22 protein-coding genes are annotated in these 24082 nt (G+C 69.4%); 16 read left to right on the top strand and 6 right to left on the bottom strand.

From position 1 onward, the window contains the following. Window positions 1-315: 315 nt before the first annotated feature. The 7 genes from ACWEH3_RS05310 to ACWEH3_RS05340 all read left to right on the top strand — a co-directional run bounded on the left by ACWEH3_RS05310 (window position 316) and on the right by ACWEH3_RS05340 (window position 8773). Window positions 316-1473, top strand: a complete 1158-nt coding sequence (locus ACWEH3_RS05310) for a TauD/TfdA family dioxygenase (RefSeq protein ID WP_450020673.1) — start codon at window positions 316-318, stop codon at window positions 1471-1473. Beyond that, window positions 1445-2455: an ornithine cyclodeaminase family protein gene (locus ACWEH3_RS05315; RefSeq protein WP_450020758.1), complete on the top strand. Its 1011-nt coding sequence runs from the start codon at window positions 1445-1447 to the stop codon at window positions 2453-2455. The genes ACWEH3_RS05310 and ACWEH3_RS05315 overlap by 29 nt, the downstream gene beginning before the upstream one ends. Before the next feature lie 94 nt (window positions 2456-2549). Next, window positions 2550-3854 (top strand): alanine racemase, encoded by a 1305-nt coding sequence (locus tag ACWEH3_RS05320; RefSeq protein WP_450020756.1) that lies wholly within the window; start codon window positions 2550-2552, stop codon window positions 3852-3854. A 32-nt stretch (window positions 3855-3886) separates the two neighbouring features. Continuing rightward, entirely contained in the window at window positions 3887-4918 is a 1032-nt protein-coding gene (locus ACWEH3_RS05325) for a PLP-dependent cysteine synthase family protein (protein WP_450020671.1), read from the top strand. A gap of 73 nt (window positions 4919-4991) precedes the next feature. Beyond that, window positions 4992-6395, top strand: a complete 1404-nt coding sequence (locus ACWEH3_RS05330; RefSeq protein ID WP_450020669.1) for an MATE family efflux transporter — start codon at window positions 4992-4994, stop codon at window positions 6393-6395. 172 nt (window positions 6396-6567) lie between these two features. Continuing rightward, on the top strand, window positions 6568-7656 hold the full coding sequence (locus tag ACWEH3_RS05335; protein WP_450020667.1) for a glycerol dehydrogenase: 1089 nt from the start codon (window positions 6568-6570) through the stop codon (window positions 7654-7656). Between the two features lie 163 nt (window positions 7657-7819). Beyond that, window positions 7820-8773, top strand: coding sequence for a phosphodiesterase (locus ACWEH3_RS05340; protein ID WP_450020665.1), 954 nt, complete (start codon window positions 7820-7822; stop codon window positions 8771-8773). On the opposite strand, the gene ACWEH3_RS05345 is transcribed toward ACWEH3_RS05340, so the two are convergent. Then, entirely contained in the window at window positions 8721-10184 is a 1464-nt protein-coding gene (locus ACWEH3_RS05345; protein ID WP_450020663.1) for a stealth family protein, read from the bottom strand. The genes ACWEH3_RS05340 and ACWEH3_RS05345 overlap by 53 nt on opposite strands. A gap of 492 nt (window positions 10185-10676) precedes the next feature. On the opposite strand from ACWEH3_RS05345, the gene ACWEH3_RS05350 reads away from it, so the two are divergent. From ACWEH3_RS05350 to ACWEH3_RS05360, 3 genes are all read left to right on the top strand, one after another. Beyond that, on the top strand, window positions 10677-11132 hold the full coding sequence (locus ACWEH3_RS05350) for a flavodoxin domain-containing protein (protein WP_450020754.1): 456 nt from the start codon (window positions 10677-10679) through the stop codon (window positions 11130-11132). A gap of 142 nt (window positions 11133-11274) precedes the next feature. Further along, complete coding sequence (locus tag ACWEH3_RS05355; RefSeq protein ID WP_450020752.1) at window positions 11275-11760, top strand: pyridoxamine 5'-phosphate oxidase family protein; 486 nt, start codon at window positions 11275-11277, stop codon at window positions 11758-11760. Window positions 11761-11825: 65 nt separating this feature from the next. Further along, window positions 11826-12401 (top strand): TerD family protein, encoded by a 576-nt coding sequence (locus ACWEH3_RS05360; RefSeq protein ID WP_355074495.1) that lies wholly within the window; start codon window positions 11826-11828, stop codon window positions 12399-12401. 99 nt (window positions 12402-12500) lie between these two features. Here ACWEH3_RS05360 and ACWEH3_RS05365 read toward each other — a convergent pair whose 3' ends face one another. The 5 genes from ACWEH3_RS05365 to ACWEH3_RS05385 form a co-directional block, all read right to left on the bottom strand. Continuing rightward, complete coding sequence (locus tag ACWEH3_RS05365; protein WP_450020661.1) at window positions 12501-13361, bottom strand: haloalkane dehalogenase; 861 nt, start codon at window positions 13359-13361, stop codon at window positions 12501-12503. Between the two features lie 120 nt (window positions 13362-13481). Continuing rightward, the gene (locus tag ACWEH3_RS05370; protein ID WP_450020659.1) at window positions 13482-13808 is read right to left on the bottom strand and encodes a hypothetical protein; all 327 of its coding nucleotides are present in this window, start codon (window positions 13806-13808) and stop codon (window positions 13482-13484) included. Window positions 13809-13869: 61 nt separating this feature from the next. Further along, entirely contained in the window at window positions 13870-14511 is a 642-nt protein-coding gene (locus ACWEH3_RS05375; protein ID WP_450020750.1) for a MazG family protein, read from the bottom strand. Window positions 14512-14645: 134 nt separating this feature from the next. Then, a complete protein-coding gene (gene mfd / locus ACWEH3_RS05380; protein WP_450020657.1) occupies window positions 14646-18257 on the bottom strand; it encodes a transcription-repair coupling factor in 3612 nt (1203 codons plus the stop codon). A 340-nt stretch (window positions 18258-18597) separates the two neighbouring features. Then, window positions 18598-18891 carry a hypothetical protein gene (locus tag ACWEH3_RS05385; RefSeq protein ID WP_450020655.1) on the bottom strand — a complete coding sequence of 98 codons (294 nt, stop codon included), beginning with the start codon at window positions 18889-18891 and terminating at the stop codon, window positions 18598-18600. Between the two features lie 368 nt (window positions 18892-19259). Between ACWEH3_RS05385 and ACWEH3_RS05390 the strand changes: the two genes are divergently transcribed. Genes ACWEH3_RS05390 through ACWEH3_RS05415 form a run of 6 tightly spaced genes read left to right on the top strand, consistent with a single transcriptional unit; the run spans window position 19260 to window position 23983 of the window. Next, window positions 19260-20387: a glycosyltransferase family 4 protein gene (locus tag ACWEH3_RS05390; protein WP_450025664.1), complete on the top strand. Its 1128-nt coding sequence runs from the start codon at window positions 19260-19262 to the stop codon at window positions 20385-20387. 29 nt (window positions 20388-20416) lie between these two features. After that, on the top strand, window positions 20417-20800 hold the full coding sequence (locus ACWEH3_RS05395) for a polyketide cyclase / dehydrase and lipid transport (protein ID WP_450025662.1): 384 nt from the start codon (window positions 20417-20419) through the stop codon (window positions 20798-20800). A gap of 37 nt (window positions 20801-20837) precedes the next feature. Beyond that, window positions 20838-21272: an SRPBCC family protein gene (locus ACWEH3_RS05400; RefSeq protein ID WP_450025660.1), complete on the top strand. Its 435-nt coding sequence runs from the start codon at window positions 20838-20840 to the stop codon at window positions 21270-21272. A 29-nt stretch (window positions 21273-21301) separates the two neighbouring features. Further along, window positions 21302-22570, top strand: a complete 1269-nt coding sequence (locus tag ACWEH3_RS05405) for an ArsA family ATPase (protein WP_452358270.1) — start codon at window positions 21302-21304, stop codon at window positions 22568-22570. Further along, window positions 22560-22976, top strand: a complete 417-nt coding sequence (locus tag ACWEH3_RS05410) for a hypothetical protein (RefSeq protein WP_450025658.1) — start codon at window positions 22560-22562, stop codon at window positions 22974-22976. The genes ACWEH3_RS05405 and ACWEH3_RS05410 overlap by 11 nt, the downstream gene beginning before the upstream one ends. Next, complete coding sequence (locus ACWEH3_RS05415) at window positions 22973-23983, top strand: ROK family protein (RefSeq protein WP_450025656.1); 1011 nt, start codon at window positions 22973-22975, stop codon at window positions 23981-23983. Before ACWEH3_RS05410 ends, ACWEH3_RS05415 begins: the two co-directional genes overlap by 4 nt. Window positions 23984-24082: the final 99 nt, after the last annotated feature.

A 24082-nucleotide genomic window follows, 5' to 3' on the forward strand; every position in this document is an offset into this window, starting at 1 on the left:
GTGCTGCCCCTCTTCCTGAACCGAACCCACGGCGGTACCGCACACAGTGCCTCGATCAGGACAGGCTAGCCTAATGCACGGCGCGACTCGCCGATACCGGCATCAAAACGGCAGTGCAAGGGCGCATCTCCCGCAAACCCCCGACCGAGCCCCGGCACGTCCACAGGGCCGACTTCACCCGAGCCGAAGTTATGCGATTCGGCTATTTTTTGCCGACTCGCTTAGGTAAGCCTTGCTTCACTTCCTACAAAGGGCTACCTTCCCATACTAATCGTGAACCCTGCTTTTCCCACTGCTGCGAAGAAGGGATACCCGGTGAAAAGCGTTCTCTCCGAACGTAAGCCGCTTCACCCCCTAGACCTCGAACGACGCGAGCTTTCCCCGGAAGCGGGCCGCGCGGTGCGCGCTCTCGCCAGAGAGATATCGACCACGCTCGATCTCGCACTCGCCGATCCGGCGGCCGCGGCGCGCACCCTCTGCGACCCCGCGCTCATCGAACGGATCGATGCGGGCGCCGCACGACTCCCTGCCGAAGTGCGCCACGCCATGCGCCCGCCCGCCACCCCCGCGGGTGCCACGGTCGTCGGTCGTCTTCCGCTGCTGAACAACGAATTCGGACCGACTCCGCCCAGCTGGCGGGAGGCGGCGCGCTGGAGCGGAGATTCGGAGCGGCGCGCGCATTCGTTCGAACTCGACTTGGTGATGCTGCTGCTGGCGCGGAGCGCGGGCGAGCCGTTCGGCTGGCAGGGCCAGCAGGACGGCCGATTGGTCAACAACATCGTTCCCGCGGCCGGTCACGAACACGAACAGTCCGGCGCCAGCAGCGAAGTGCTGCTCAGCCCGCACACCGAGGACGCCTTCCATCCGGAGCGCGCCCACCTGCTCATGCTCGGTTGCCTACGTAACCCGGATCTGGTCGGCACCACCGTGTCATCGGTGCGCCGGATCGAACTGTCCACCGCGCAACGCGAACTGCTCAGCACTCCCGTACTGCCGATCCTGCCGGATGTCTCCTACGGCGACGGTCACGAAACCTACCCGGCCACACCGATTCCGACGCTGTGGAGCGTCGCGGGCGCCGACCGGCAGACGCTTCGCTACGACCCGGCGTACACGCCGCTCGACGACGCCGACCCGGAATTCCGCGCGGCCTACGCACAACTCGCCGCCGAGCTCGAACGCGTCCGCGTCAGCGCGTCGCTCGCCCCCGGCGAGCTGTTGCTGGTGGACAACGACGTCGCCGTGCACGGCCGAGTGCCGTTCACCGCGCGGTACGACGGCACCGACCGGTGGCTCAAGCGAGTGAACATCCGGCTTCCGCAACGGCGGCGGCGGGCCGAGGAAGCCGACGAGAATGGCTACGGGCAACAAACCGTAGCCCCGTTCCGGACGGCGGCCACCCCGCCGGTTCGGAGCGGCACTCATGAGCGGGATGCAGTACGACATGATCGAGGACCCCTTGAGCACGCGTGACCGAAGCACACCCCTGCGGGTGTTGAGCCGAAGCGACCTCGCCGACGTGCCGATCACACCGGCCGCGGTGGTACGCGCCGTGGAAGAGGCATATCTCGCCCTGGCGGCGGGCAGTTCGGACAATCCGCGCAAGCTCAGCGTCGCCAATCCCGACGGCTGGTCGGTCGCCTACGCCATGCTCGGCCGAGACGGCCGCAGGCGCGTGGTGGCGATGAAGACCTCCTACAAGTTCGATCCAGGCCACGATCGCAGCACGAAGCGGTACTACACGACCATCACGCTCTACGACGACAGCACCGGCGCGCCGATCGCGATGATGGACTGCGCGCGGGTCGGCGCGTTGCGTACGCCCGCGGTGTCGGCTCTGCTGGTGCGCGAGACGATCCGGCGGGGCGCGGAGAGCGTGCTGCTGATCGGCACCGGAACTCAAGGCCGCAACGCCCTTCCGCATCTGCTCGCCGCGAACCCGCAGCTGCGCAAGCTGATGGTCTACGGCACGCACCCCGAGGGCCTGGCAGCCGTGCACCGCGTGCTCGCCGAGCACCATCCGCACGCGCTGCTCGAGACCGTCACCGATCCACGCGCCGCGGCGGCCACGGCCGATGTCGTGCTGGCCACGGCGGGCCCGGCCACCGAAGTGGCGCTCGAATCCGACGATCTGGCGCCCGGTTCGGTGGCGGTGCTGGTCGGTTACGGGCTCGCGCCGTCCGCGCTGACCGATGCCGACCGCGTGATCGCGACCAGCGCCGAGCAGATGGCGCTGACCGGCACCGACATGGCCGGGCCCGACGGCACGCTGCGCACGGTGGACGCCGAGCTGCCGCACATCCTCGATCGCCGTGCGGTCGCGCGCCGCTCCGACGACGAGCGCGTCTTCGTCTACAACAGCGGGCTGGTGCTGACCGACATCGCGGTGGCCCACGCGCTGGCGGAGCGGGCGATCGCGGAAGGCCGTGGCACGGAGGTGCCGCTGTGGGACTAGAACACGGAGGTGCACGGTGGGACTAGAACACGCGAGTGTCACCGTGGAGCCTACGGACGAAGCGGCTACGCGCGATTCGATCAGCGCGGCACCGATGCCCGCGCATCTCGATCCGTGGGAGCGCCGCCTGTTCGCCGATCCGGATCTGCTCGGTGACCTCGCTTTCACAATGGGCGGGCCGTTCCACGTGATGTACCCGGCGCGGGTCGGCCACAACATCCGGGCCTTCCGCACAGCTTTCGAGAGCGCCGGGGTGCAAGGTGCCATCTACTACGGCAAGAAAGCGAACAAGGCCGCATGCGTCGCGCGGGCCTGCGCGGAACACGGTGCGGGCGTCGACGTCGCCAGCGTCGGCGAGCTGACCGCCGCGCTGGCTCGAGGCGTACGCGGTGCCGAGCTGATGGTGACCGGACCGGCGAAGGCGGACGACCTGCTGTGGCTGGCCGTCCGGCACGGTGCGCTGATCGCCGTGGACGATCTCGGCGAGCTCGAACGGCTCGCCGCGCCGGCGTCCGCCGACTGGCCCGCGCGAGTGCTGATCCGCGTGCTGCCCGCGGCCTCGGCCAGCCGGTTCGGCATGACCTCCGGCGAAATCGGGGACGCCCTCGCGCTGTGCGGCGCACGCGATTCGATTCGCTTGGAGGGCTTCAGTTTCCATCTGTCGGGCTACGACGCGGTGGCGCGCTCGGAACTGGCGGGCGAGCTGATCGCCCGCTGTCTGCGCGCGCGCACGCTGGGGCATCCGGCCACCACCGTGTCGATCGGCGGCGGCTTCGGCGTCGACTACGTTCCGGCGGACGCGGCGATGGAGTTCACGGCGCGGGCGGGCAGGCAGTGGTTCCACTCCGGCAAGTCCTTCGATTCGTACTATCCGTACCACTTTCCGGTGCCCGGCGCGGCCATGCTCGCGCAGATCCTCGACCACGCGGATCTCGCCGGACGACTGCGCGACAACGCCGTACGGCTGGCCGTCGAGCCGGGGCGCGCGCTGCTCGCGCACGCGGGCTGCACCGTCTTCCGCGTCCAGGGCAGCAAGACCAGGCACGCGCACGGCGAGCCCTACCGGTTGCTCACCGTGGACGGCACCAGCCTCAGTCTCTCGGAGCAATGGTTCGACAGCGAGTACCTGCCCGATCCGGTGCTGTGGCCCGCGCGGCCCGGCACCGCGACGCCGACCAGCGTCGGGGCGGCCACCTGCCTGGATTCCGACATGCTGAGCTGGCGGCGGGTGCCGCTGCCACGCCCCGCCGAGGTCGGCGATCTGCTGATCTACCCGAATACCGCCGGTTATCAGATGGATTCGAACGAGTCCGCGTTTCACGAACTGCCCATCCCACCGAAAGTCGTACTGCACGACGCACCCGGCGATCGCTTCCGCTGGACCCGCGACGGCAGCTGACCCGACTTCCCGACCACAACCAGGAGACCTCGATGCCGCTCGTCACGCGCGTGACGGATCTGATCGGCCGCACGCCGCTGTTCGAGCTCGCGGCCACCGCGACCGGCACCCGCCTGCTGCTCAAACTGGAGCAGTTCAACCCGACCGGTGCGGCCAAGATCAGGATGGCGCGCGAAATGGTCCTCGACGCCGAACGTCGGGGTTTGCTACGCAGTGGCGGACATATCATCGAGTCCACATCCGGCAATACCGGGCTCGGCCTCGCGGTAGTTGCCGCGGAACGTGGGTATCGCTTCACCGCAGTGGTCGACCATCACGCATGTAAGGACAAACTGCGCGCGATGCGAGCAATGGGTGCGGAACTGGTGTTCGTCGCCGACGAGGGCGACGACAACCTGGCCACCTCGGCACGGGAGGACCTGGCCGAGGCGATAGCGGCCGAGCGGGACGACGCGTACTTCACCGAGCAGCACAACAACGACGCCAACGCGGTGGGCTACTACCCGGTGGCCGAGGAATTGCTCGAGGACGTCGATCGGGTCGACATCCTGCTGTCCGCCGTGGGAACCGGAGGTTCGCTGTTCGGCACCGCGACCCGGCTGCGCCAGCTCGGCTGCACGCCGCACGTCATCGGGGTCGAACCGGTCGGCTCGATCGCCTTCGGCGGGCCGGGCGGTCCGTACTGGCAGTCGGGCACCGGCACCCCGCCGGGCGCCACCATCGGCACCGCCGTGGACTATTCGCTGCTGGACGAAGGCGTGAAGGTCACCGACGTGGCGGCCTTCGCGGCCGCCCGCGCGATCGCCGCCGAATTGGGACTGATGATGGGCGGGTCGGCGGGCGGCTCGGTGTACGCCGCGCTCACCCGGCTGGAGGAGTTCCCGCCGGGCTCCACCGTGGTCACCATCGTGTGCGACGGCGGGGAGAAGTACTTGGACACGGTGTTCGACGACGAGTGGATGAACGAGCGCGACCTGCTCGACCCCGGCACCGAACGCGAGATCGCGCTGCTGCTGCGGCGCTACACGCCCGCCGCCAGGAACACGTTGGTGGAAGCGCGGTGAGGTCCGGTCGTCGGTACGGTGCGACGCTGCGCCCGCGCGGGACGACGCTCCCGCCCGCTGTGAAGGAGAACCGGTGATCGCGACGAGTTTCCGCGGCGACGGCGGGCGGCTCACCGCGCTCGCGACGCCGATCGCGCTGACCCAGCTCGCCCAGATCGCGGTGTCCACCACGAACATCGCGCTGATGGGCACGCTCGGCGTGCGGCAGGTGGCCGCGGGCGGCCTGGCGATCGTGCTGTTCAACCAGATCCGCACGATGTGCGTCGGTTTGATCACCGGCAGCGGCAACCAGATCGCCACCGCCGTGAGCGCGGCGGGCAAACGCGGCGAATCGCCGGATCCGGAGATCCGCGACCTGCTGCGCTCCAGCTTCGCGATCGCCACGATCGCCGGGTTGCTCGGCGGTGCCGTGCTGATCGGGCTCGGCTGGGTGCTGCCCTGGCTCGGACAGGACCCGGGAGTGCTCGCCGACGCCCGCCCGCTGATGGTGGCGCTCGCGCCGGGCCTGGTGCCGTGCCTGTGGTTCCAGGTGCTGCGCCAGTACACGGTCGGCATGCAGCGCCCGCAGGCGCTGCTGCTGGTGACGCTCGGCTCGGTGGCGCTGAATCTGCTGTTGGCGCTCGGCTTCATCCACGGCAAGGGCGGCCTGCCCGAACTCGGGCTCACCGGTATCGGTGTCGCGACCTCGCTGGTCTTCCTGGTCACCTTCGGCGTGTTCTGGGTGATGGTGTGGCGCGACGAGGAACTCGGCCGCACCCTGCCCGGCACGCCGCTGCCGCTGCGGCTCACCACCGTGCGCGCCGAGCTGCGACTGGGTACGCCGATCGCACTGACCTACGGCTCCGAGGCGGGCATGTTCTCGGTGCTCGCGCTGGTCATGGGCAGCATCGGCCCGGCCGCGCTGGCCGCGCACAACGTCGTCTACCAGATCATCTACATCGTGTTCCAGGTGGCGATCGGTCTCTCGCACGGTGCGTCGATCCTGGTCAGCCACGCGGTCGCGCGCGACGAGCACGCGCACGCCCGTGCACTGGCCTGGCTGGCGCTGCGGCACGCCGCGGTGATCGCCGCGGTGACGGGCGCGGTGTACGTGATGGCCCCCGATCTGGTGCTGCGCCCCTTCCTGGACTCCTCGGACGCCGACACCATCCAGGTCGCGCACACCCTGCTGCTGATCGGAATCGTGCTGCAATTCTTCGACGCTGCCCAGAACATCGGCACCGGCCTGCTACGCGGGCTGAAGGCGACCAACGCGGGCTTCCGGCTCTCCCTGATCGGCTACTGGGGCGTCGGCCTGCCCGTCGCCCTGTTGCTGGCCTACCCGGCCGGGCTCGGCGCCGCGGGCGTCTGGTGGGGACTCACCGCGGGCCTGGCCACCACCGCGATCCTCATGCTGCGCCGCTACTTCGCGTTGCTCGATGAGAAGGACCGCGACCGGCCGCATCTGCTCCCGGGGACCCTCACGACCCAGAGCTGATCGGTCCCGATCGCGCTCCGGGCACCTCCGGGTCGTCGGACGGCTCTCGCGATCGCCGAAGCACGGCGGGTTCTCTCGACAACGACCGTGGCGGAGGGTGTGTCGCGTAGCGTTGAAAACGTCGTCGGCCGGGCTGGGATGACGTGCGCGGCCCGGGATCGGGAGGTGCCGGATGCTGAGCGTGTTCTCCTCGCCGGGGCACTACGTGCAGGGCCGGGACGCCACCGCCGCGCTCGGGGCGGAGATGACCCGCCTCGGCATCGGCGGGCCGGTGCTCATCGTGGCGGGCTCCAGCGCTTTCCGGCTGCTGGCAAGCACCTGGGAGCGCTCGCTGACGGACGCGAAGATCGCCTATTCGATCCATCTGTCCGGTGGTGAATGCAGCCGAGCCGAGATCGCCCGGATCGCCCACGCCGTCGAGGAATCCGGCAGCACGGTCGTCCTCGGGGCGGGCGGCGGCAAGGTGCTCGACGCGGCCCGCGCGGTCGCCGACGACCTCGAGCTGCCGATGATCAGTTGCCCGAGCACCGCCTCCAGCGACGCACCGTGCAGCGCGTTGTCGGTGATCTACACCGACGCGGGCGAGTTCGAGGCGTATCAGCTCGTCCGGCGGAATCCGGCGCTGGTGCTGGTGGACACCTCGGTCGTCGCGCGGGCCCCGGCTCGGCTGCTCGCCGCGGGCATGGGCGATGCCCTGGCGACCTGGTTCGAGGCGCGCACGTGCAGCGCCGCCCAGGTGCGCAACATGCGCGGCGGCGCCTCCACTCGCAGCGCCACCGCCTTGGCCGAACTCTGCTATCGCACCTTGCTCGCCGACGGCGCGCAGGCGCTGACCGCCGTCCGCACCCGCAGCGTCACACCGGCGCTGGAGCGCGTCGTCGAGGCCAACACCTTGCTGTCCGGACTCGGCTTCGAATCGTCCGGACTGGCCGCGGCGCACGCCGTGCACAACGGTCTCACCGCCGCCGCGCGAACGCGCCCGTTCCTGCACGGCGAGAAGGTCGCGTTCGGCACCCTCACCCAATTGGTGCTCGAGGGCGCGCCCGCGTCCGAGATCGGCACGGTGCTCGATTTCTGCGCCGAGGTGGGTTTGCCGACCACGCTGGCCGCCCTCGGGCTGCCCGATGCCGACGACGAGGCACTGGCGGCCATCGCACAGCGGGCGACCGCTCCGGGCGAGACGATCCACAACGAACCCTTCACGGTGGATGCCGCGATGGTCGTGGACGCCCTGCGCACCGCCGACGCCCTCGGTCGGTGACCAATCCCACATCCACCCGCGTTCACCCAGCGTCCGACACCGAAACCTCACCTTCCCGCAAGCGAGTCTTCACCAACCACCGGGAAACCTGTCCGTAACCGGCGCTATCGTGGCGACGGAGCCAAGCCAATGGCGGGCAAACCGCCAGGAGGGATTCGGTCCGGTGTCCATCACCAGAGTCGCGGAGTATCCGCGTCCGGATCACGTGTTGTTTCACTTCAGCGACACACATCTCATCGCGGGCGACGACCCCCTGTACGGCGATGTCGACGCCGATCTGCGGTTACGGCAGCTACTGGACCAGGCCGTGGCGAGCCGGATCCGGCCGACCGCGATCGTGTTCAGCGGCGACCTCACCGACCGGGGCGAGCCCGCCGCGTACGCCAAGCTGAAGTCGATCGTCGAACCATTCGCCAGAAGCTTGCAGGCGCCCATCGTGTGGGTCACCGGCAACCACGACGACCGCGCCGCCCTCCGCGCCCGCCTGCTGCACGAGTACCCCACCACCTCCCCGCTGGACCGGGTGCATCTGATCGACGGATTGCGCATCGTCGCCCTGGACACCTCGGTGCCCGGCCACCACCACGGGGAGATCTCCGACGACCAGCTGGAGTGGCTGCGCTCGGTCCTGGCCGAGCCCGCGCCCTTCGGCACCATCCTGGCCATGCACCACCCACCGGTGCCGTGCGTGATCGACCTCGCCGTCACCGTAGAACTACGGGATCAGCGCCGACTGGCCGACGTGCTGGACGGCACCGACGTGCGCGCCATCCTCGCCGGGCACCTGCACTTCTCCACCAGCGCCACGTTCGCGGGCATCCCCGTCTCGGTGGCGTCGGCCACCTGCTACAGCCAGGATCTCGGTGTAGCGCAGGGTGGCCTGCGCGGCCGGGACGGCGCGCAGGCCTTCAACTACGTGCACATCTATCCGGACACCGTGGTGCACTCGGTGGTGCCCATCGAGCGCGGTCGCACGGTGGGCGCTCCCGCCACGCCGGAGGAGGCGCGGCAACGGCTGACGGAGGAGGGCATCGTGATCCCGCCCGCCGCGCGCATCCCGCACGTCATGCGGCGCCCTGCGTCGACTCCGGAAGCGGATGACGAGGCGGTGTACTGAGCCGTTCCCACGGCGCCGGCTCGGGGTAGTAGCGGGCCAGGAACTCCGAGACGATCCGCACCCGGTCGGACTCGGCGACTTCGGGGAAACTGCCGTCGTTGAGGCAGAAGAAGTCGACGTCGCGATGACGCGCCAGCCCGTCCAGCAAAGCCAGACCGTGGTAGCTGGTCGTGTCGACGTACCGCACCTTCGCCGACTCCTGCGGCACCGCGCGCCCGGTCAGCATGGCGTAGTAGTGATACAGCGAATTGGTGACCGAGATGTCGGTGGCCGCCCGGAACCGGCTCGCGCTCGTGCGCGCGAAGTCCGCGGCGAACTCCTCCTCCATCTCCATGAGCACGCTGCGTCGCAATGGCGCGGGCGTGTGCTCCAGGTGCCGCGTGATGACATAACCGAAGCGCTCCGCCAGCAGCGCCCGATTCACCCGGGCGGCGTTCTCGAAACCGCTGCGCCGCTCGTTGTTGCGTCCGGGCCCGATCCTGGTGTCCGCTTCGATGAATCGGCTCACGCCGCCCGGCGTGAAGAACATCGAGGGACGCACCGGACGTGCGAAGAACATGTCGTCGTTGGAGTACAGGAAGTGCTCGCCGAGCCCGTCGATGTGCTGCAACTGGCATTCCACCGCGTGCGAATTGAACACCGGCAAACCGCTGACGTCCCGGAAGTGGTCCGCCGCAGGCACCACGGTCACCTTCGGATGCGCGGTCAGCCACTCCGGCGGCGTGGAGTCGGTCGCGATGAAGATCCTGCGGATCCACGGCGCGTTCTTGTGCACCGACCGCAGGGCGTACCTCAACTCGTCGATCTGGCGGATCCTGGCGTCCGCGTCGTCGCCCTCGCCGACCACGACCTGAGCGAGCATCCCGGCGCGGCGGGCGCGGAATTCCGGATCGGAGCCGTCCACCCAGGAGAACACCAGGTCGATGTCGAACCCGACGTCACCGGTCTGCGGCGCGAACATGTCCGTCAGCGTGGGCCAGGTCCGGTCGAACAGCCGCACCTGCGTGCGCTGGACGTCGGCGAGGTCGAAGACCGGGCGGGTCAGCGCGTTCGGGCGCGGGCAGGTCACCGTGTCGCCGTGGTATTCCCACAGTTCCAGCTCGACATGGTGCGCCGGGTCGTGGTCGCGCCCGAGCCGGAAGACGTTGCGCTGCAATTCGACACAGGAGAACCCCGCCGACATCGCCGCGGCGGTCACCCGGCGCACCATCAGACGCTGCGCCGCGTCGGCCGCGAGCACGAGCCGGTGCCCGCTGTCGCGCACCAGCAGGAACGGCACCTCCGCGGCGGCCAGTTCCGCGCGCAGGTAGCCGAGATCCTCGATCATCGCGGCGGACACGGCGAGATTGCTCGCCATGGCCCGCGTGACCATTTCCACCGCCCCCGAATCCACTGCTCCCCTGTCCGTCATGACTGCCTCCACTTCCGTCGAACCACCGGTCTGAAGATTGCGTCCGGGGCACCGCGCCGAGCGGCGATCCGTCGATGCCGGGGCATCGACGTGCGAGGACCGCGCGCCTGGCGCGGTGACATTCAGAAGTGGGGAAGGGTGCCGAAGCGGGGGTACGAATTGATCACCCGGTATATAGACGACTGGTAGACCATTTCGTTTCACCTCACTCACGGCCGGACGCGCATGGCGTCATGGATGGAAGCGCTGCACTCGTGCGGGAACGATCGAAGGGCACGGGTGGCAGCCGCACGCCGGACAGTCATCGGCCGGCTGGAAAAGTGGTCTGCCCAGGAAACTCCGGGCACCTCTACGAATGATGCAACGCGCTCGACATTCCGTCAATCGGTGCAGCTGAACCGCCCCTGCCCGTGCGCTGCCCACGGCAGTGGCACACACTGGGCAATATAATTAGGATAGGCTCACCATATCATGAGAGGAAGGGTTGTGCCGGTGCGCGTCGTCATTCTGTTCGGATCCGAGATGGGCACCGCGGAGTCCGCCGCGGACACCATCGCCGCGGAGCTGCGCGCGGCGCACGACGTCTCGGTGCACGACATGACCGACTTCGACCTCGCGGATCTGGACGTCCGCGACTTCCACGTCGTCGTGTGCTCGAACTACGGCGACGGCGAGCTGCCGACCGGCGCCGAACCCTTCGCCGCCGCGCTCGACCGCGACACGCCGGATCTGAACGGGCTGCGTTTCGCCGTCTTCGGGCTCGGCGACATCGTGTACGGCGACACGTTCAACCGCGGCGGCGAGATCATCGCCGAGAAACTCGCCGCGCGCGGCGCCGTGCAGGTGGGCGAGCACGCGCGACACGACGCGTCGACAGAGGTCCGCGTGCGGGACATGGCCAGGGAGTGGGCCGCCGCGCTCGACATTCCCGCGCTGATCTCGGCCTGACCGGCGCCAGGCACGCGCCGCCGGTCACCGAAGCGCGGTCCGGACAAAGCGCCCAGCGCCAGCGCGCAAGGCGCACAGCGCCTTAGACTGCTATCAAGCGCGGTACAGCCCGCCGCGCTCGACGATCCATGAGGTGACGAAGATGGCAGCCGGAGCGAGCCCCGCCCAGCGTCAGCACAACTCGACAGATCATCCCGAGCTGGACGCGCTTCCGGAATGGCCGCTGGAGACCATCGGTGTGCTGGTGACCACCGACCCTGCACCGCATGCGATTCCGGTGTCCTGGCCGGTGCGGGCCGGTGACCGGCGCATCCTGATCAGCCTCAAGTACGATCGCGGTTCGCTGGCGCGATTGCGCGAACATCCCGAGGTGGCCCTGTTGATCCTCGGTGGGGGCAACGTGGCGATGTGCGCCAGGGGCACCGCGCGCGTGGTCGCCGAGCAGATGCCCGACGCCGCCGACTACGTCGCCGTCCGCATCGACGTCGACGTGATCGACGACCATCGCCAGTCGGCCTTCGCGGTCGTGCAAGGCATCCAGCGCACGGTGCTCGACGACGAGAGCGAGTTGCGCGCGCTGAAGGGCCGGGTCGACACCCTGAGATCCTGGGCAGACCACCAGAACTAGATCGGCCCGGCGTTCCCGGGAGCAGAGAAAGAGGCGGCACCGGCCGTGCCGCGCGGAAGGGGATCATGAGCGTCACTCTGGCCAAAGGCGGCAATGTCTCGCTGTCGAAGCAGGCCGCGAATCTCACCAAGGTGTCGGTGGGGCTCGGCTGGGACGTGCGCACCACCACCGGCGCCGACTACGACCTCGACGCCAGCGCGCTCGCCTGCGGACCCAATCTGAAAGTGCTGTCCGATCAGCATTTCGTCTTCTACAACAACCTGCGCTCGCCCGATGGATCCATCGAGCACACCGGCGACAACCTCACCGGCGCGGGCGAGGGCGACGACGAGGTGATCAACATCGACCTCACCGCCACGCCGCCGAACATCACCAACATCTTCTTCCCGGTGTCCATCCACGACGCCGACGCCCGCGGCCAGTCGTTCGGCCAGATCCGCAACGCCTTCATCCGCGTCGTCGACGCCGCCACCGGCGTCGAACTGGCCCGCTACGACCTCACCGAAGACGCCTCCACCGAAACGGCCATGATCTTCGGCGAGCTCTACCGCCACAACAACGAGTGGAAGTTCCGCGCCATCGGCCAGGGCTACGCCTCCGGGCTCGCGGGCATCGCCCGGGACTACGGGGTCAACGTCTGACGGTTCGATTCGAGTTCGCCGCGCCGGTCTTTCGGCATCGTGCTCCATCGGCATCGAGAGCCGGAGGACCCGCGCGGCACGTTTCGGCTCCGGTCGAACTCACGGGAACCGCTTCGCGATCGCCGCGGCGATCGCTTCCGGTGCGTGTTCTTGAATGAAATGCCGCGCGTGCGGCAGCTCGACTACGTCGAGATCGGTGAAGGCGGCTCGCATTCGCGGGATACAGGCGTTCGGACGGAACACCATGTCCCGCATTCCCCACACCAACAGGGCCGGCTTGTCGCCGAGCAGGACGGGCACATCTCGGGCGAGTCGGTCCAGCAGCGGGCGTGCGGCACGAATTTCCTTGGGCGTCGCGGCGAGTCCGCGTCGGGCTTCCGCGGTGGGCTGCACCGCGCGATAGTGGTCGGCCTCGGCCGCGGTCAGCTTGCGCCCCAGTTCTGCGAGCAGGACGCGCTCGACGAGGAAATTTTGTTCGAGAATCCGCCGCTGCATCGGACGGCTGCCCATGATCACGCTGAACGCCCGATTCGCCATCGCTTCGGTCGGCCAGAACGAGGTATTGCCCAGCACGATCCCCCGCACCCGATCAGCGCGCGCGGCGCTCGCGCCCAGACCGATGGGGCCGCCCCAGTCCTGTCCCATCAGAACGAAGCCGTCGAGCCGCAGGTGATCGATCAGTTCGCCGAGGACCGCGGTGTGCTCGGCGATCGTGTAGCCGAAGCCCTCGGGACGTTCGGACAATCCGAAACCCAGATGGTCGATGGCGATACACCGGTACCGGTCGCGCAGGTCCTTCACGATGTGGCGGTAAAGAAAGCTCCAAGCCGGAGCGCCATGACAGAACAGGAGCGGCGGCCCGGCTCCCTCGTCGATGTAGTGAACCCGGCCCACCGACGAGTCGAACCAGCGCGACTCGAAGGGGTACAGATTCCCGTCAGGAACGAAATCGATCAGCATTGGCCCCTCCCTCCGAGACAGGCTACCTCCGGTGCACCCGAGCGCGCGGTCGCCTCCACCGAGATGTCCGACGATTTCAGCTCAGGCTGTCGGCCGAGCGGAATGACACGGCACGCGGAATCACCCGCAACAGACCGGGTCGTCGCAGGGGTCGCCTACTTCGCTGCCGTAGGCGATGAAGTGCTGGATGGGTGTCAGGATTCGTTCGGCGGTGTGGGCGTCGAGGGGCGGTGCGGACCGGTCGCTGGGGCGGCCCCACGTTGGCGGGGTGTCATCGATGTCCAGGCGCGGTGCGCCGTCGACGAACAGTGTCCACAGCGGGTGGTCGGGGAAGCCGTTGATGCGCAAGACCCACCACTGGCCGTCGATGTGGGCGGCGACGGGGAATCGGCCGTTCCCGGTCGACTGCCATTGCGGTCGTGCGTTCACCAGTTCGGGATACCGCATTCTTTCAGTGTCCCCTGAATCGGACGGCCGCGCGGATAGCACCACGTTCGGGGCGGGATCCCTACCCGGTTCCCTCCGGCCAGAAGGCGTGCCAATCCTCGGCGGTGAGCGGAAGACGTTCACCGCGTTCTTTCTCCGCCACATCCTCCGCCGCGCGGATGTCGGCGGCGAAGGTGAGCGTCGCTTTGCGGAGGCGTTCTTCGGCGCTTTCCGGGCCACCGAGGTGCACGACGCGCAGGGCTTCCGGAACGAGCGCGGGTGGCAGGCCCGCTTTGGTGCTGCGGGAGACGATCTTCTCGGCGAGGGCCAACGCGGGCTGGGCCATGGCTATGCCATCCAGGCAGGAGCGGCGGGACTTCTCGGCGGATTTGCGTTCTTCCCAGGCGCGTTCCTGGGCGGCGATCTTCTCGGCCACCGAGGCGTCGGGATCGATCGCGGAATTCACCAGGTGCGGGCTGCGGTTGACCAGCTTGGCCACCAGCGCGGCGGCGACGTCGTCGACGGTGAATTCGCCTGCGGCTTCGGCGATCCGGGAGTGGAAGAGCACTTGCAGCAGCAGGTCGCCGAGTTCTTCCTTGATCGTCTCGGTATCGTCGTGCTGGATGGCGTCGAGCAGTTCGTAGGTCTCCTCGAGCAGATAAGGGCGCAGCGAGTCGTGGGTCTGGGTGACCTCCCACCCACCGAAATGCCAGAGGCGGTCCATGACCTCGACCGCACCGGCCAGCCCCGCCGCGACCACCGCGGTGTCCGTGCGCGGTGTCGCCGCACCGTCGCGCTCCACGCCGTGAACCGCGCGATGGCGGGCGGCCCGCAGAACGGACTCGTCGCGTGTCGAGCTCATCGCGACGCCATCTCGGCGGCGACGGTGAGGTCGACCGCTCCCTGCGCCTTCCCGTCCAACGCCAGCAACAGATCGGCGACGAACTGCAGCAGCACGACATCGCGGACGCGCTCGGCCCCGACACTGTCCTGCACGCGCGGCAGCGGAATCTGCACCACCCCGGACGCGGCGCGGTACCCCGCGCTCGGGTAGAGCCGCTTGAGGCGCATCTGCTTGGAATCGGGCAGGTGCAGCGGCGAGATCTTCAAGGTCGTCCCGGTGACCGCGATCTCGGTGACCTCGTACTCGCGGGCGAGCAGGCGCAGCTTGGCCACCGACACCAGACGCCCGACCTCCACCGGCAACGGGCCGTACCGGTCGACGAGTTCTTCCACGACCTGCGCGAGCACCGAATCTTCCTGTGCAGCAGCGAGTTTGCGGTATGCCTCCAGGCGCAGCCGGTCACTGGCGATGTAATCCGGCGGGATGTGCGCGTCGACGGGCAGGTCGATGCGCACCTCCTTGACCTCCTCGGTGGTGATCGGCTTGCCGTCCGCGGCGGCGCGATACGCCTCGACGGCCTCCCCGACCAGCCGCACGTAGAGATCGAAGCCGACGCCTGCGACATGGCCGGACTGTTCGGCGCCGAGCACGTTGCCCGCGCCGCGGATCTCCAGGTCCTTCATCGCGACCGCCATGCCCGCGCCGAGATCGGAGTTCTGCGAGATGGTGGCCAGTCGGTCGTAGGCCGTCTCGGTGAGCGGCTTCTCCGGCTGGTAGAGGAAGTAGGCATAGCCGCGTTCCCGGCTGCGCCCGACCCGGCCGCGCAACTGATGCAACTGCGAAAGGCCCAGTGCGTCGGCGCGTTCCACGATCAGGGTGTTGGCGTTCGAGATGTCCAGACCGGTCTCGATGATCGTGGTGCACACCAGCACGTCGTATTCGCGCTGCCAGAAGCCCTGTACGGTGGACTCCAGCGCGTCCTCGTTCATCTGGCCGTGCGCGACCGCCACCCGCGCTTCGGGCACCAGATCGCGAATCCGCTTGGCCGCCTTGTCGATCGACGACACGCGGTTGTGCACGTAGAACACCTGGCCGTCGCGCAGCAACTCGCGCCGGATCGCGGCGGTGACCTGCTTGTCGTTGTAGGCGCCCACGTAGGTGAGCACCGGGTGGCGCTCCTCCGGCGGGGTGAGGATGGTCGACATCTCACGGATTCCCGCCAGGCTCATCTCCAGGGTGCGCGGAATCGGGGTGGCCGACATGGTGAGCACGTCGACGTGCGTGCGCAGCGCCTTGATGTGCTCTTTGTGCTCGACGCCGAATCGCTGTTCCTCATCGACCACCACGAGGCCGAGGTCCTTCCAGCGCACGCCGGTCTGCAACAGCCGGTGTGTGCCCACCACGATGTCGACGCCGCCGTCGGCCATTCCCTCCAGCACCGTGCGGGCCTCGGCCGGATCGGTGAAGCGGGACAGGCCTTTCACCGTGATCGGGAAACCCGCGACGCGCTCGGTGAAGGTCTGCAGATGCTGCTGCGCGAGCAGCGTGGTCGGCACCAGCACGACGACCTGTTTGCCGTCCTGCACCGCCTTGAACGCCGCGCGCACCGCGATCTCGGTCTTGCCGTAGCCGACGTCGCCGCAGACCACGCGGTCCATCGGGACGGCCTTCTCCATGTCCGATTTCACCTCGGCGATGGCGGTCATCTGGTCGACGGTCTCGGTGAACGCGAACGCGTCCTCCATCTCCTTCTGCCACGGCGTGTCCGGTCCGAACGCGTGACCGGGCGCCGCCTGGCGGGCGGCGTACAGCTGCACCAGCTCGCCGGCGATCTCGCGAACCGCTTTGCGCGCCTTGCGTTTGGTGTTGGCCCAGTCCGAGCCGCCGAGCTTGGACAGGCTGGGCATCTCGCCGCCGACGTAGCGGGAGAGCTGGTCGAGCGACTCCATCGGCACGAACAGCCGGTCACCGGGCTGGCCGCGTTTGCTCGGCGCGTACTCGATCACCAGATACTCGCGGCGCGCGCCGCCGACGGTGCGCTCGATCATCTCGACGAACTTGCCGATGCCGTGCTGGTCGTGCACCACCATGTCGCCCGCGCTCAACGCGAGCGGGTCGACCTGGTTGCGCCGTTTGGCGGGCATCCGCTTGCCCTCGGTCGGTGCGGTGACCCGGTTGCCGGTGAGGTCGGATTCGGCGACGACCACCAGACCGGCGCCCTCGAAGACCAAGCCGTCGTGCAGCGAGCCGCACAGCACGCCCACCACGCCCTCGTTCGGCTCCGCGCCCGCCTCCAGCGCCGCGGCGGGGACCTCCGCGTCCGCCAGCCGTTCCAGGATGCGCTGCGCGGTGCCGTGACCAGCGACGACCACCACGGCCCTGCCGCCGGTGAGCACGTGGGCGCGCAACGAGGCGAACATCGTCGCCACCAGTTCGTCGGACCCGCGCGCGGCCGGGCCGGGCAGCACGGGCAGCACGACCTCGGAGGAATCCCCGGAGGCGAGCGGGCTCAGCGTCCACCATGGCAGGCCCTGCCGGTCAGCGCTGGCCTGGATCTCGGGCAGCGGGCGGTAGGCGGAGGCGGCCAGGTCGAGTCCGTGTCCGCCGAGCGGCGCGGCGCCGCCGAACGAGGCCGCGGTCCAGGATGCCTCCAGGAATTCCTCGCCGGTGCGCACCAGGTCGGCCGCGCGGGTGCGGATCTTCTCCGGATCGCACAGCAGTACGTGGGTTCCCTCCGGCAGCACCTCGGTGAGCAGGCACAACTCCCCCGGTTGCAGCACCGGCAACAGCGCTTCCATGCCCTCGACCGGGATGCCCTGCGCGAGTTTCTCCAGCATCTCCACCAGCGCCGCGTCGGCCGCGTTGGCGGCGGCGACCTCGGCCGCCCGCTCGCGCACCTCGGGGGTGAGCAGCAGTTCCCGGCACGGCGGCGCGACCACGACGTCCACCGCGACGTCCGGCAGCGAGCGCTGGTCGGCGACGGAGAACGGCCGCAGTTCGGTGACCTCGTCACCCCAGAATTCCACGCGCACCGGATGGTCGGCGGTGGGCGGGAAGACGTCCAGGATGCCGCCGCGCACCGCGAACTCGCCGCGCTTGCCCACCATGTCGACCCGGGTGTAAGCGAATTCCACCAGACGCGTGAGCAATTCGTCGAAGTCCAGCTCGGCGCCGACGCGCAGCACGATCGGCTCGATCTCGCCGAGCCCGCCCGCCATCGGCTGCATCAGCGACCGCACCGTGGTCACCACCACGCGCAGCGGCGCGGGGAAATGCGGGTCGTCGGGGTGGGCGATCCGGCGCAGCACCTCCAGCCTGCGCCCCACCGTGTCGGCGCCCGGCGAGAGCCGCTCGTGCGGCAGCGTCTCCCAGGACGGGAACTGCGCGACCACGGGACCGAGCATCTCCACGAGTTCGACACTCAGGTCGTCTGCCTCCCGCCCCGTGGCCGTGACCACCACCAACGGCCGCTCGGCGGCCAACCGCGACGCGACGAACGGTCGCACCGCCGACGGCGCGACCAGCTCGACCGACGAGGTGCCGATCAGCTCCGCGACGGTCCGTAGCGAGGAATCGGCACCGGCCGCGGCGGCCAGTCCCGCCAACGGGGGGCGGTGGGTGGACATCGACAACTCCTGAGCGCAGGCGACACGTTTCGAGCGGCCAACCGAGTCTAGTTAAGCGGGCATCTCGTTTTTGCAGCGCCCGCGCCGCCACGAGGCGACTGCCGCCCCTGCCCGGTACCAGAGCGCCCATCCGCGATCTATTTCGTCGCCGACACGGCCGCCAACCCGAACACGCTCAGGCTCCTCCCGGCAAGAAGCGAGCCACACCGAGAAGGGCCTGGCGGAACCCGTCAGCATGGTCCGCGGCTACATCATCCGGCGGAACAAGTGCACCACCGACGAGCACCTACGTCAGGCCATAGCCAGGGCGAATGTCGCCCGACCCACACTGCGGGGCCCTTCACCAGAGGCGCGGGAAACTCCGGACGTCATCGAAACCGTCGAGTGCCCGCCCGTCCACGTCCGACGGATCCACCTCGGCACGCGCCGCCAAGGAGCGCGCCAACGCAACGGACTCATCGCTGAGCCGCCCGAACCGCCGAGCGGTATGCCCCAGGCACAGCCCGGCCAGCGGGCTGCCCGACATCCGCCGTTCGCGGCCCGGCCCGCGTTTCCACCACCCCAGCGCACGCAAGAGCAGCCCGAGCCGCCAGCCAGCCACTACACGCGTGCACAGCGCAGCGAGCTTCCACACCAACGCACCCAGCGCACCGCAACCCCGTCTTTCGAGCGAAGCGAGACCGAGCATGCGCCGGTCGCGGCGCGGCCCGCGTTTCCACGACCGCAGCGCACGCGACGAAAGAGCAGCCCGAGCCGCCAGCCAGCCACTACACGCGTGCACAGCGCGGCGAGCTTCCACACCAACGCACCCTGCGCACCGCAACCCCGTCTTTCGAGCGAAGCGAGACCGAGCATGCGCCGTTCGCGGCCCGGCTCACGTTTGCGCGGCCGCCGCGTACGCGACGAAGGAGCAAGCGGCGGCCGCGCACACGCGAGCCACAAAGGGGCCGCGAACACGCAGCGCCGCAGGCGCTGCAAATCAGACCCAGTATTTTGTTGCGCATGGCTCGAACTTTGCTGGTTACCAATGATTTCCCGCCGCGGCCGGGCGGTATCCAGTCGTATCTGCAGGCGTTGGCTGGTGAGCTGCCGCCGGACGACCTGGTGGTCTACGCTCCGCGCTGGCGTGGCGACAGCCATCTGAAGTTCGATGCCCGGCAGAAGTTCCAGGTCATTCGCCATCCCACCACGCTGATGCTGCCGACTCCGCTGGTGCTGCGCCGCGCCGCGCGGCTGTTGCGCAGCGAGCAGTGCGACACGGTGTGGTTCGGGGCCGCGGCACCGCTGGCGCTGCTGTCGCCCGCGCTGCGTCGCGCGGGCGCCGAGCGGATTCTGGCCAGTACCCACGGCCACGAGGTCGGCTGGTCGATGCTGCCGGGGGCCAGGCAGGCGCTGCGTGCCATCGGCGAGCACACCGATGTGGTCACCTACGTCAGCCGCTATACCCGCCGCCGGTTCGCGTCCGCGTTCGGTTCGAACGCGGCGCTCGAGTATCTGCCGCCCGGCGTGGACTCCGAGGTTTTCCGCCCGGATCCGGCCGCGCGGGCCGAGCTGCGCGAACGATACGGCCTCGGCGACCGGCCGACCATTCTGTGCCTGTCCCGGCTGGTGCCGCGCAAGGGGCAGGACGCGCTGATCTTGGCGATGCGCGATATCCGCGAGCGTGTGCCGGGCGCGGTCCTGGTGATCGCGGGTGGCGGCCCCTTCGAGGACAAGCTGCGCGCCTTGGCGGTCGCCGCGGGCGTCACCGAGGACGTGTTGTTCACCGGCCGCGTCCCGTCCGGTGAGTTGGCCGCGCATCACACGCTGGCGGACGTCTTCGCGATGCCGTGCCGGACCAGGGGCGCGGGGCTAGATGTGGAGGGGCTCGGCATCGTCTACCTGGAGGCGTCGGCGTCCGGTGTCCCGGTGGTGGCGGGTAACTCCGGCGGCGCGCCGGAGACGGTGATCGAGGGCAAGACCGGTCGCGTGGTGGACGGGCGTTCTCTGCAGGAGATCGCCGACGCCCTGGTGGACATTCTGTCCGACCGGGATGCCGCCGCGCGGATGGGCGCGGCGGGGCGCGCGTTCGTCGAGCAGCAGTGGCGCTGGGACAGCTTGGGCGCGCGCCTGCGCCAGCTGCTGCGGTGATCCGCGTCGCATCTACTACGCTCAGCGGAGTGAGCAGTATCCAGGTCGCAGATCAGACCTTCGTCGCCGCACCGGGGGCCGCCGTGGCCGAGCTGCTGGCGGGACCGAACAATTGGCGCCGTTGGTGGCCCGACCTGGCCCTGGATGTGCGTGAAAATCGGGGCGAGAAGGGCATCCGCTGGTCGGTGTCCGGCGGCCTGACGGGGACCATGGAGGTGTGGCTGGAGCCCGCGCTCGACGGGGTGATCCTGCACTACTTCCTGCACGCCGAGCCGGAGCCCGCGCTGCCAGCGGGCAAGCTCGCCGCCGCCAACCGGGCGCGCCGGGTCGCGGGCAAGAACATGTCGTTCGAGGTGAAGTCCCGGCTGGAGGCGGGCCGCCCCGCCGGTGTCACTCCCGCGCCCCAGCCTTGATCTACCAGCACCGACGCTGAAAGGAACCGCTGTCCGTATGGCCGACCGGACCCAGAGATCGATCGTCATCGAGGCCCCGTCGCAGCAGGTGATGTCCGTCATCGCCGATCTGGGGTCCTATCCCGAGTGGGTATCCGCGGCGAAGTCGGTGGAGGTGCTGGAGGTCGGGCCGGACGGTTTGGCCAAAACCGCGCGGTTCGTGTTGGACGCCGGGGTGGTCAAGGACACCTACGTCCTGTCCTACGAGTGGCGCGCCGACCGTAAGGCGGTCAGCTGGCGGCTACTCAGCGGCGAGTTGCAGAAGGCGCAGAACGGCACCTACGAGCTGATCGATCGGCCCGGCGGCACCGAGGTCGTCTACACGCTCACCGTCGATCTGAACATCCCGATGATCGGCATGTTCAAGCGCAAGGCCGAGAAAGTGATCACCGATACCGCGCTGAAGGAACTGAAGAAACGGGTCGAAGGCTGACCGCGCACAAGACCGGGGTCGAGCTGTTCATCGGCAAGGGTGGGGTGGGCAAGACCACGCTCGCGTGCGCCACCGCCATGGCCGAGGCCAGGTCGGGCCGTCGCGTGCTGATCGCCTCGCTGGATCAGGCGCATTCGCTCGGCGACGCGCTCGGCTTCCGGTTCCCGCACGATCCTGGCACCGTCACCGGCGTCGCCACCGTGCTGCCCGGACTGGACGTGATCGAGATCGATTCGCTCGCGCTGCTCGAGGACCGGTTCCGCGACGTGGTGCGTGTGATCTCGGCCGGCCGCGGGCACGAGCACGGTTTCGACCTGGCCGCGCTGGACCCGGCGGAACTGACCGGATTGCCCGGCGTGCAGGAACTGCTGATGCTGGTGGAGATCGCCCAGTTCGCCGCCGAGGACGACTGGGATCTGATCGTCGTCGACTGCCCGCCCTCGGCGGACATGCTGCGCATCGTCACCGCGCCGGGCACGCTGCTGGGTTACGTGGAACGGATATGGCCGCCGCACGCACGGGCGATGAGCGCCGTCGGCACCGATCTGCGGCGCGCCGTGCTCGCGGCCACGGTGGAACGAATCGTACGGGCGGTCACGGAAGTTCGCGATCTGCTCGCCGACCACCGGCGCACGCGGGCCCGGCTGGTCACCCTCGCCGAGCGCGTCGCGGTGGCCGAGTCGCAGCGGGTGCGCTCCGCCGCGGCGCTGCTGGGCCTGCGGCTGGACGCCGTCGTGGTGAACAAGGTGCTGCCCGATCTCGCGACGCCCGACGGAGCCGAACATCCGGCGGTGCAGTGGTATTCGAACCGGCGCGGCGAGCAATCCGACGTGATCGCCGAGTTGCGGAGCACGATGCCGGGTATACCGGTGCTGATCGCGCGGCACACCGGTCCCGAGCCGATCGGGCTGAACTCGCTGGCCGCGCTGTCGTACGCGATGGACTCGGCGGGCGACACCGGGGACGCTGCGCTTATGCTGAGCGACAATCAGACGGAGGTCGACGCGAGTTCCGGCGAACCGCTGGTTCTCCTGGAATCCGGCACCGGATTGCAGTCGGTGTACGCGCTGCGCATGCACCTGCCGGTGGTCGACGCCGCCACATTGCGCCTTGGCCGAGTGGAGGACGATTTGATCGTGGGAGCGGACGGTGTCCGGCGCCGGGTGCGCCTGGCGCCGGTATTGCGGCGGTGCACGGTCGGCGGCGCCGAACTCGATGACGGATACCTGGTGGTCCGCTTCCGGCCCGATCCGCGGGTCTGGGCGCACGCGTCCGAAAGTCGCGACCATGACCGGTGATCCGCACTCGCCCAGGGGCGAGCAGGTCGGCGGCCACACCGCGCCGGACGGTGTCGCCGAATTCGCCGAGGAACTGAAGCTGCTGGCCGAGGCGGTACTGGAGCGGGTCGAGCCGGTGCTGCGGCGCGCGGCCGACGGACAGGTCGAGTGGTCCAGCTGCAGCTGGTGCCCGGTGTGCGCGGCCGCGGCGCTGGTGCGCGGGGAGCACCACGACGTGCTGGCCGCGGTCGCCGATCACGGCACCGCGATCGTCACCGTGCTGCGCGAGGCGCTGGCCGGAGTGCCGGTCGAACCCGTCATGCCCACCGACGCCGACCCGGAGACCGGCGCGCCGCATCGCCATGGTCGGCCCGGGGACGACGACGGTCCCCGTTATGTCGACATCCCCGTGACGATCAAGGTATGACGCACCAGATGGCCGGTACGCGACCGCTGACCGTCGGAATAGACGTCGGCGGCACCAACATTCGGGCGTCGGTGATCGATGACAGCGGCGAGGTGCTGGACACGGTCCAGGCGCCGACGCCGCATTCCGCGCGAGCGCTGGAGGACGCGCTGGACCGGGCCGTGCGCGACCTGTCCGGCAGGCATCCCATCGGCGCGGTCGGCCTCGCGGTCGCCGGGTTCATCAACGGCGATCGCTCCACCGTCCGGTTCGCCCCGCATCTGCCCTGGCAGGACGCCCCGGTCGCCCAGCGTCTCACCGAACGGCTGGAACTGCCGGTGATCCTGGAACACGACGCCAACGCGGCGATGTGGGCCGAGTATCGGTTCGGCGCCGCCACGGGCGGGCACAACGTGGTGCTGATCGCGATCGGCACCGGCATCGGCGCCGCCCTGCTGATCGACGGCCAGCTGTATCGGGGCACGCACGGCGTCGCACCTGAACTGGGTCATCTGCAAGTCGTTCCGCAGGGGCGGCCCTGTCCGTGCGGCAAGCACGGGTGCTGGGAGCGCTACTGCAGCGGAACCGCTTTGGCAGAGACCGCGATCGAGATGCTGGCCAGCGATACCCTGCGCTCCGTGCTGGCCAGGGATGTGGCCCGCGATCCCGGCTCGCTGACCGGACGACGGGTCGCGGGCGCCGCGCAGGACGGCGACCCGCTCGCCGTGCGGGTAATGGCCGACTTCGCGCGCTGGCTCGGGCTCGGGCTGGCGTTCGTCAGCGACATCTTCGATCCGGACCTGGTAGTCATCGCGGGCGGCGTGAGCAGTTCGGCGCCGTTGTTCCTGGACGAGGCGCGCGAAGAGTACGCGCGCGCGATCACGGGCGCGGGACACCGGCCGCTGGCCCGCATACGAACCACCCAACTGGGTGAGGCCGCGGGCATGATCGGCGCGGCCGACCTCGCGAGGGCGGCACTGCCCTTGGGCGCGCACAAGTCCGCGCGCGTGGCACGGACCAGCCGGTGACGCTCCGGTCACGACCCTCGTGGCCTGCCGCGACACGCCGACTGTCGCCATCGCTCGGCGTCGGGGCCGAAGTGTGGTGAGATTCGCCGCTGCGGTTGG

Source organism: Nocardia sp. NPDC004718 (assembly GCF_053601535.1).

What these genes read in the sequence shown, in the direction of transcription:
- ACWEH3_RS05315 (WP_450020758.1), top strand. Translation starts at nt 1,445, where the DNA reads ATGATCGAGGACCCCTTGAGCACGCGTGACCGAAGCACACCCCTGCGG.
- ACWEH3_RS05320 (WP_450020756.1), top strand. Translation starts at nt 2,550, where the DNA reads ATGCCCGCGCATCTCGATCCGTGGGAGCGCCGCCTGTTCGCCGATCCG.
- ACWEH3_RS05325 (WP_450020671.1), top strand. Translation starts at nt 3,887, where the DNA reads ATGCCGCTCGTCACGCGCGTGACGGATCTGATCGGCCGCACGCCGCTG.
- ACWEH3_RS05335 (WP_450020667.1), top strand. Translation starts at nt 6,568, where the DNA reads ATGCTGAGCGTGTTCTCCTCGCCGGGGCACTACGTGCAGGGCCGGGAC.
- ACWEH3_RS05345 (WP_450020663.1), bottom strand. Translation starts at nt 10,184, where the DNA reads ATGACGGACAGGGGAGCAGTGGATTCGGGGGCGGTGGAAATGGTCACG.
- ACWEH3_RS05355 (WP_450020752.1), top strand. Translation starts at nt 11,275, where the DNA reads ATGGCAGCCGGAGCGAGCCCCGCCCAGCGTCAGCACAACTCGACAGAT.
- ACWEH3_RS05360 (WP_355074495.1), top strand. Translation starts at nt 11,826, where the DNA reads ATGAGCGTCACTCTGGCCAAAGGCGGCAATGTCTCGCTGTCGAAGCAG.
- ACWEH3_RS05365 (WP_450020661.1), bottom strand. Translation starts at nt 13,361, where the DNA reads ATGCTGATCGATTTCGTTCCTGACGGGAATCTGTACCCCTTCGAGTCG.
- ACWEH3_RS05370 (WP_450020659.1), bottom strand. Translation starts at nt 13,808, where the DNA reads ATGCGGTATCCCGAACTGGTGAACGCACGACCGCAATGGCAGTCGACC.
- ACWEH3_RS05375 (WP_450020750.1), bottom strand. Translation starts at nt 14,511, where the DNA reads ATGGACCGCCTCTGGCATTTCGGTGGGTGGGAGGTCACCCAGACCCAC.
- mfd (WP_450020657.1), bottom strand. Translation starts at nt 18,257, where the DNA reads ATGTCCACCCACCGCCCCCCGTTGGCGGGACTGGCCGCCGCGGCCGGT.
- ACWEH3_RS05390 (WP_450025664.1), top strand. Translation starts at nt 19,260, where the DNA reads ATGGCTCGAACTTTGCTGGTTACCAATGATTTCCCGCCGCGGCCGGGC.
- ACWEH3_RS05400 (WP_450025660.1), top strand. Translation starts at nt 20,838, where the DNA reads ATGGCCGACCGGACCCAGAGATCGATCGTCATCGAGGCCCCGTCGCAG.
- ACWEH3_RS05410 (WP_450025658.1), top strand. Translation starts at nt 22,560, where the DNA reads ATGACCGGTGATCCGCACTCGCCCAGGGGCGAGCAGGTCGGCGGCCAC.
- ACWEH3_RS05415 (WP_450025656.1), top strand. Translation starts at nt 22,973, where the DNA reads ATGACGCACCAGATGGCCGGTACGCGACCGCTGACCGTCGGAATAGAC.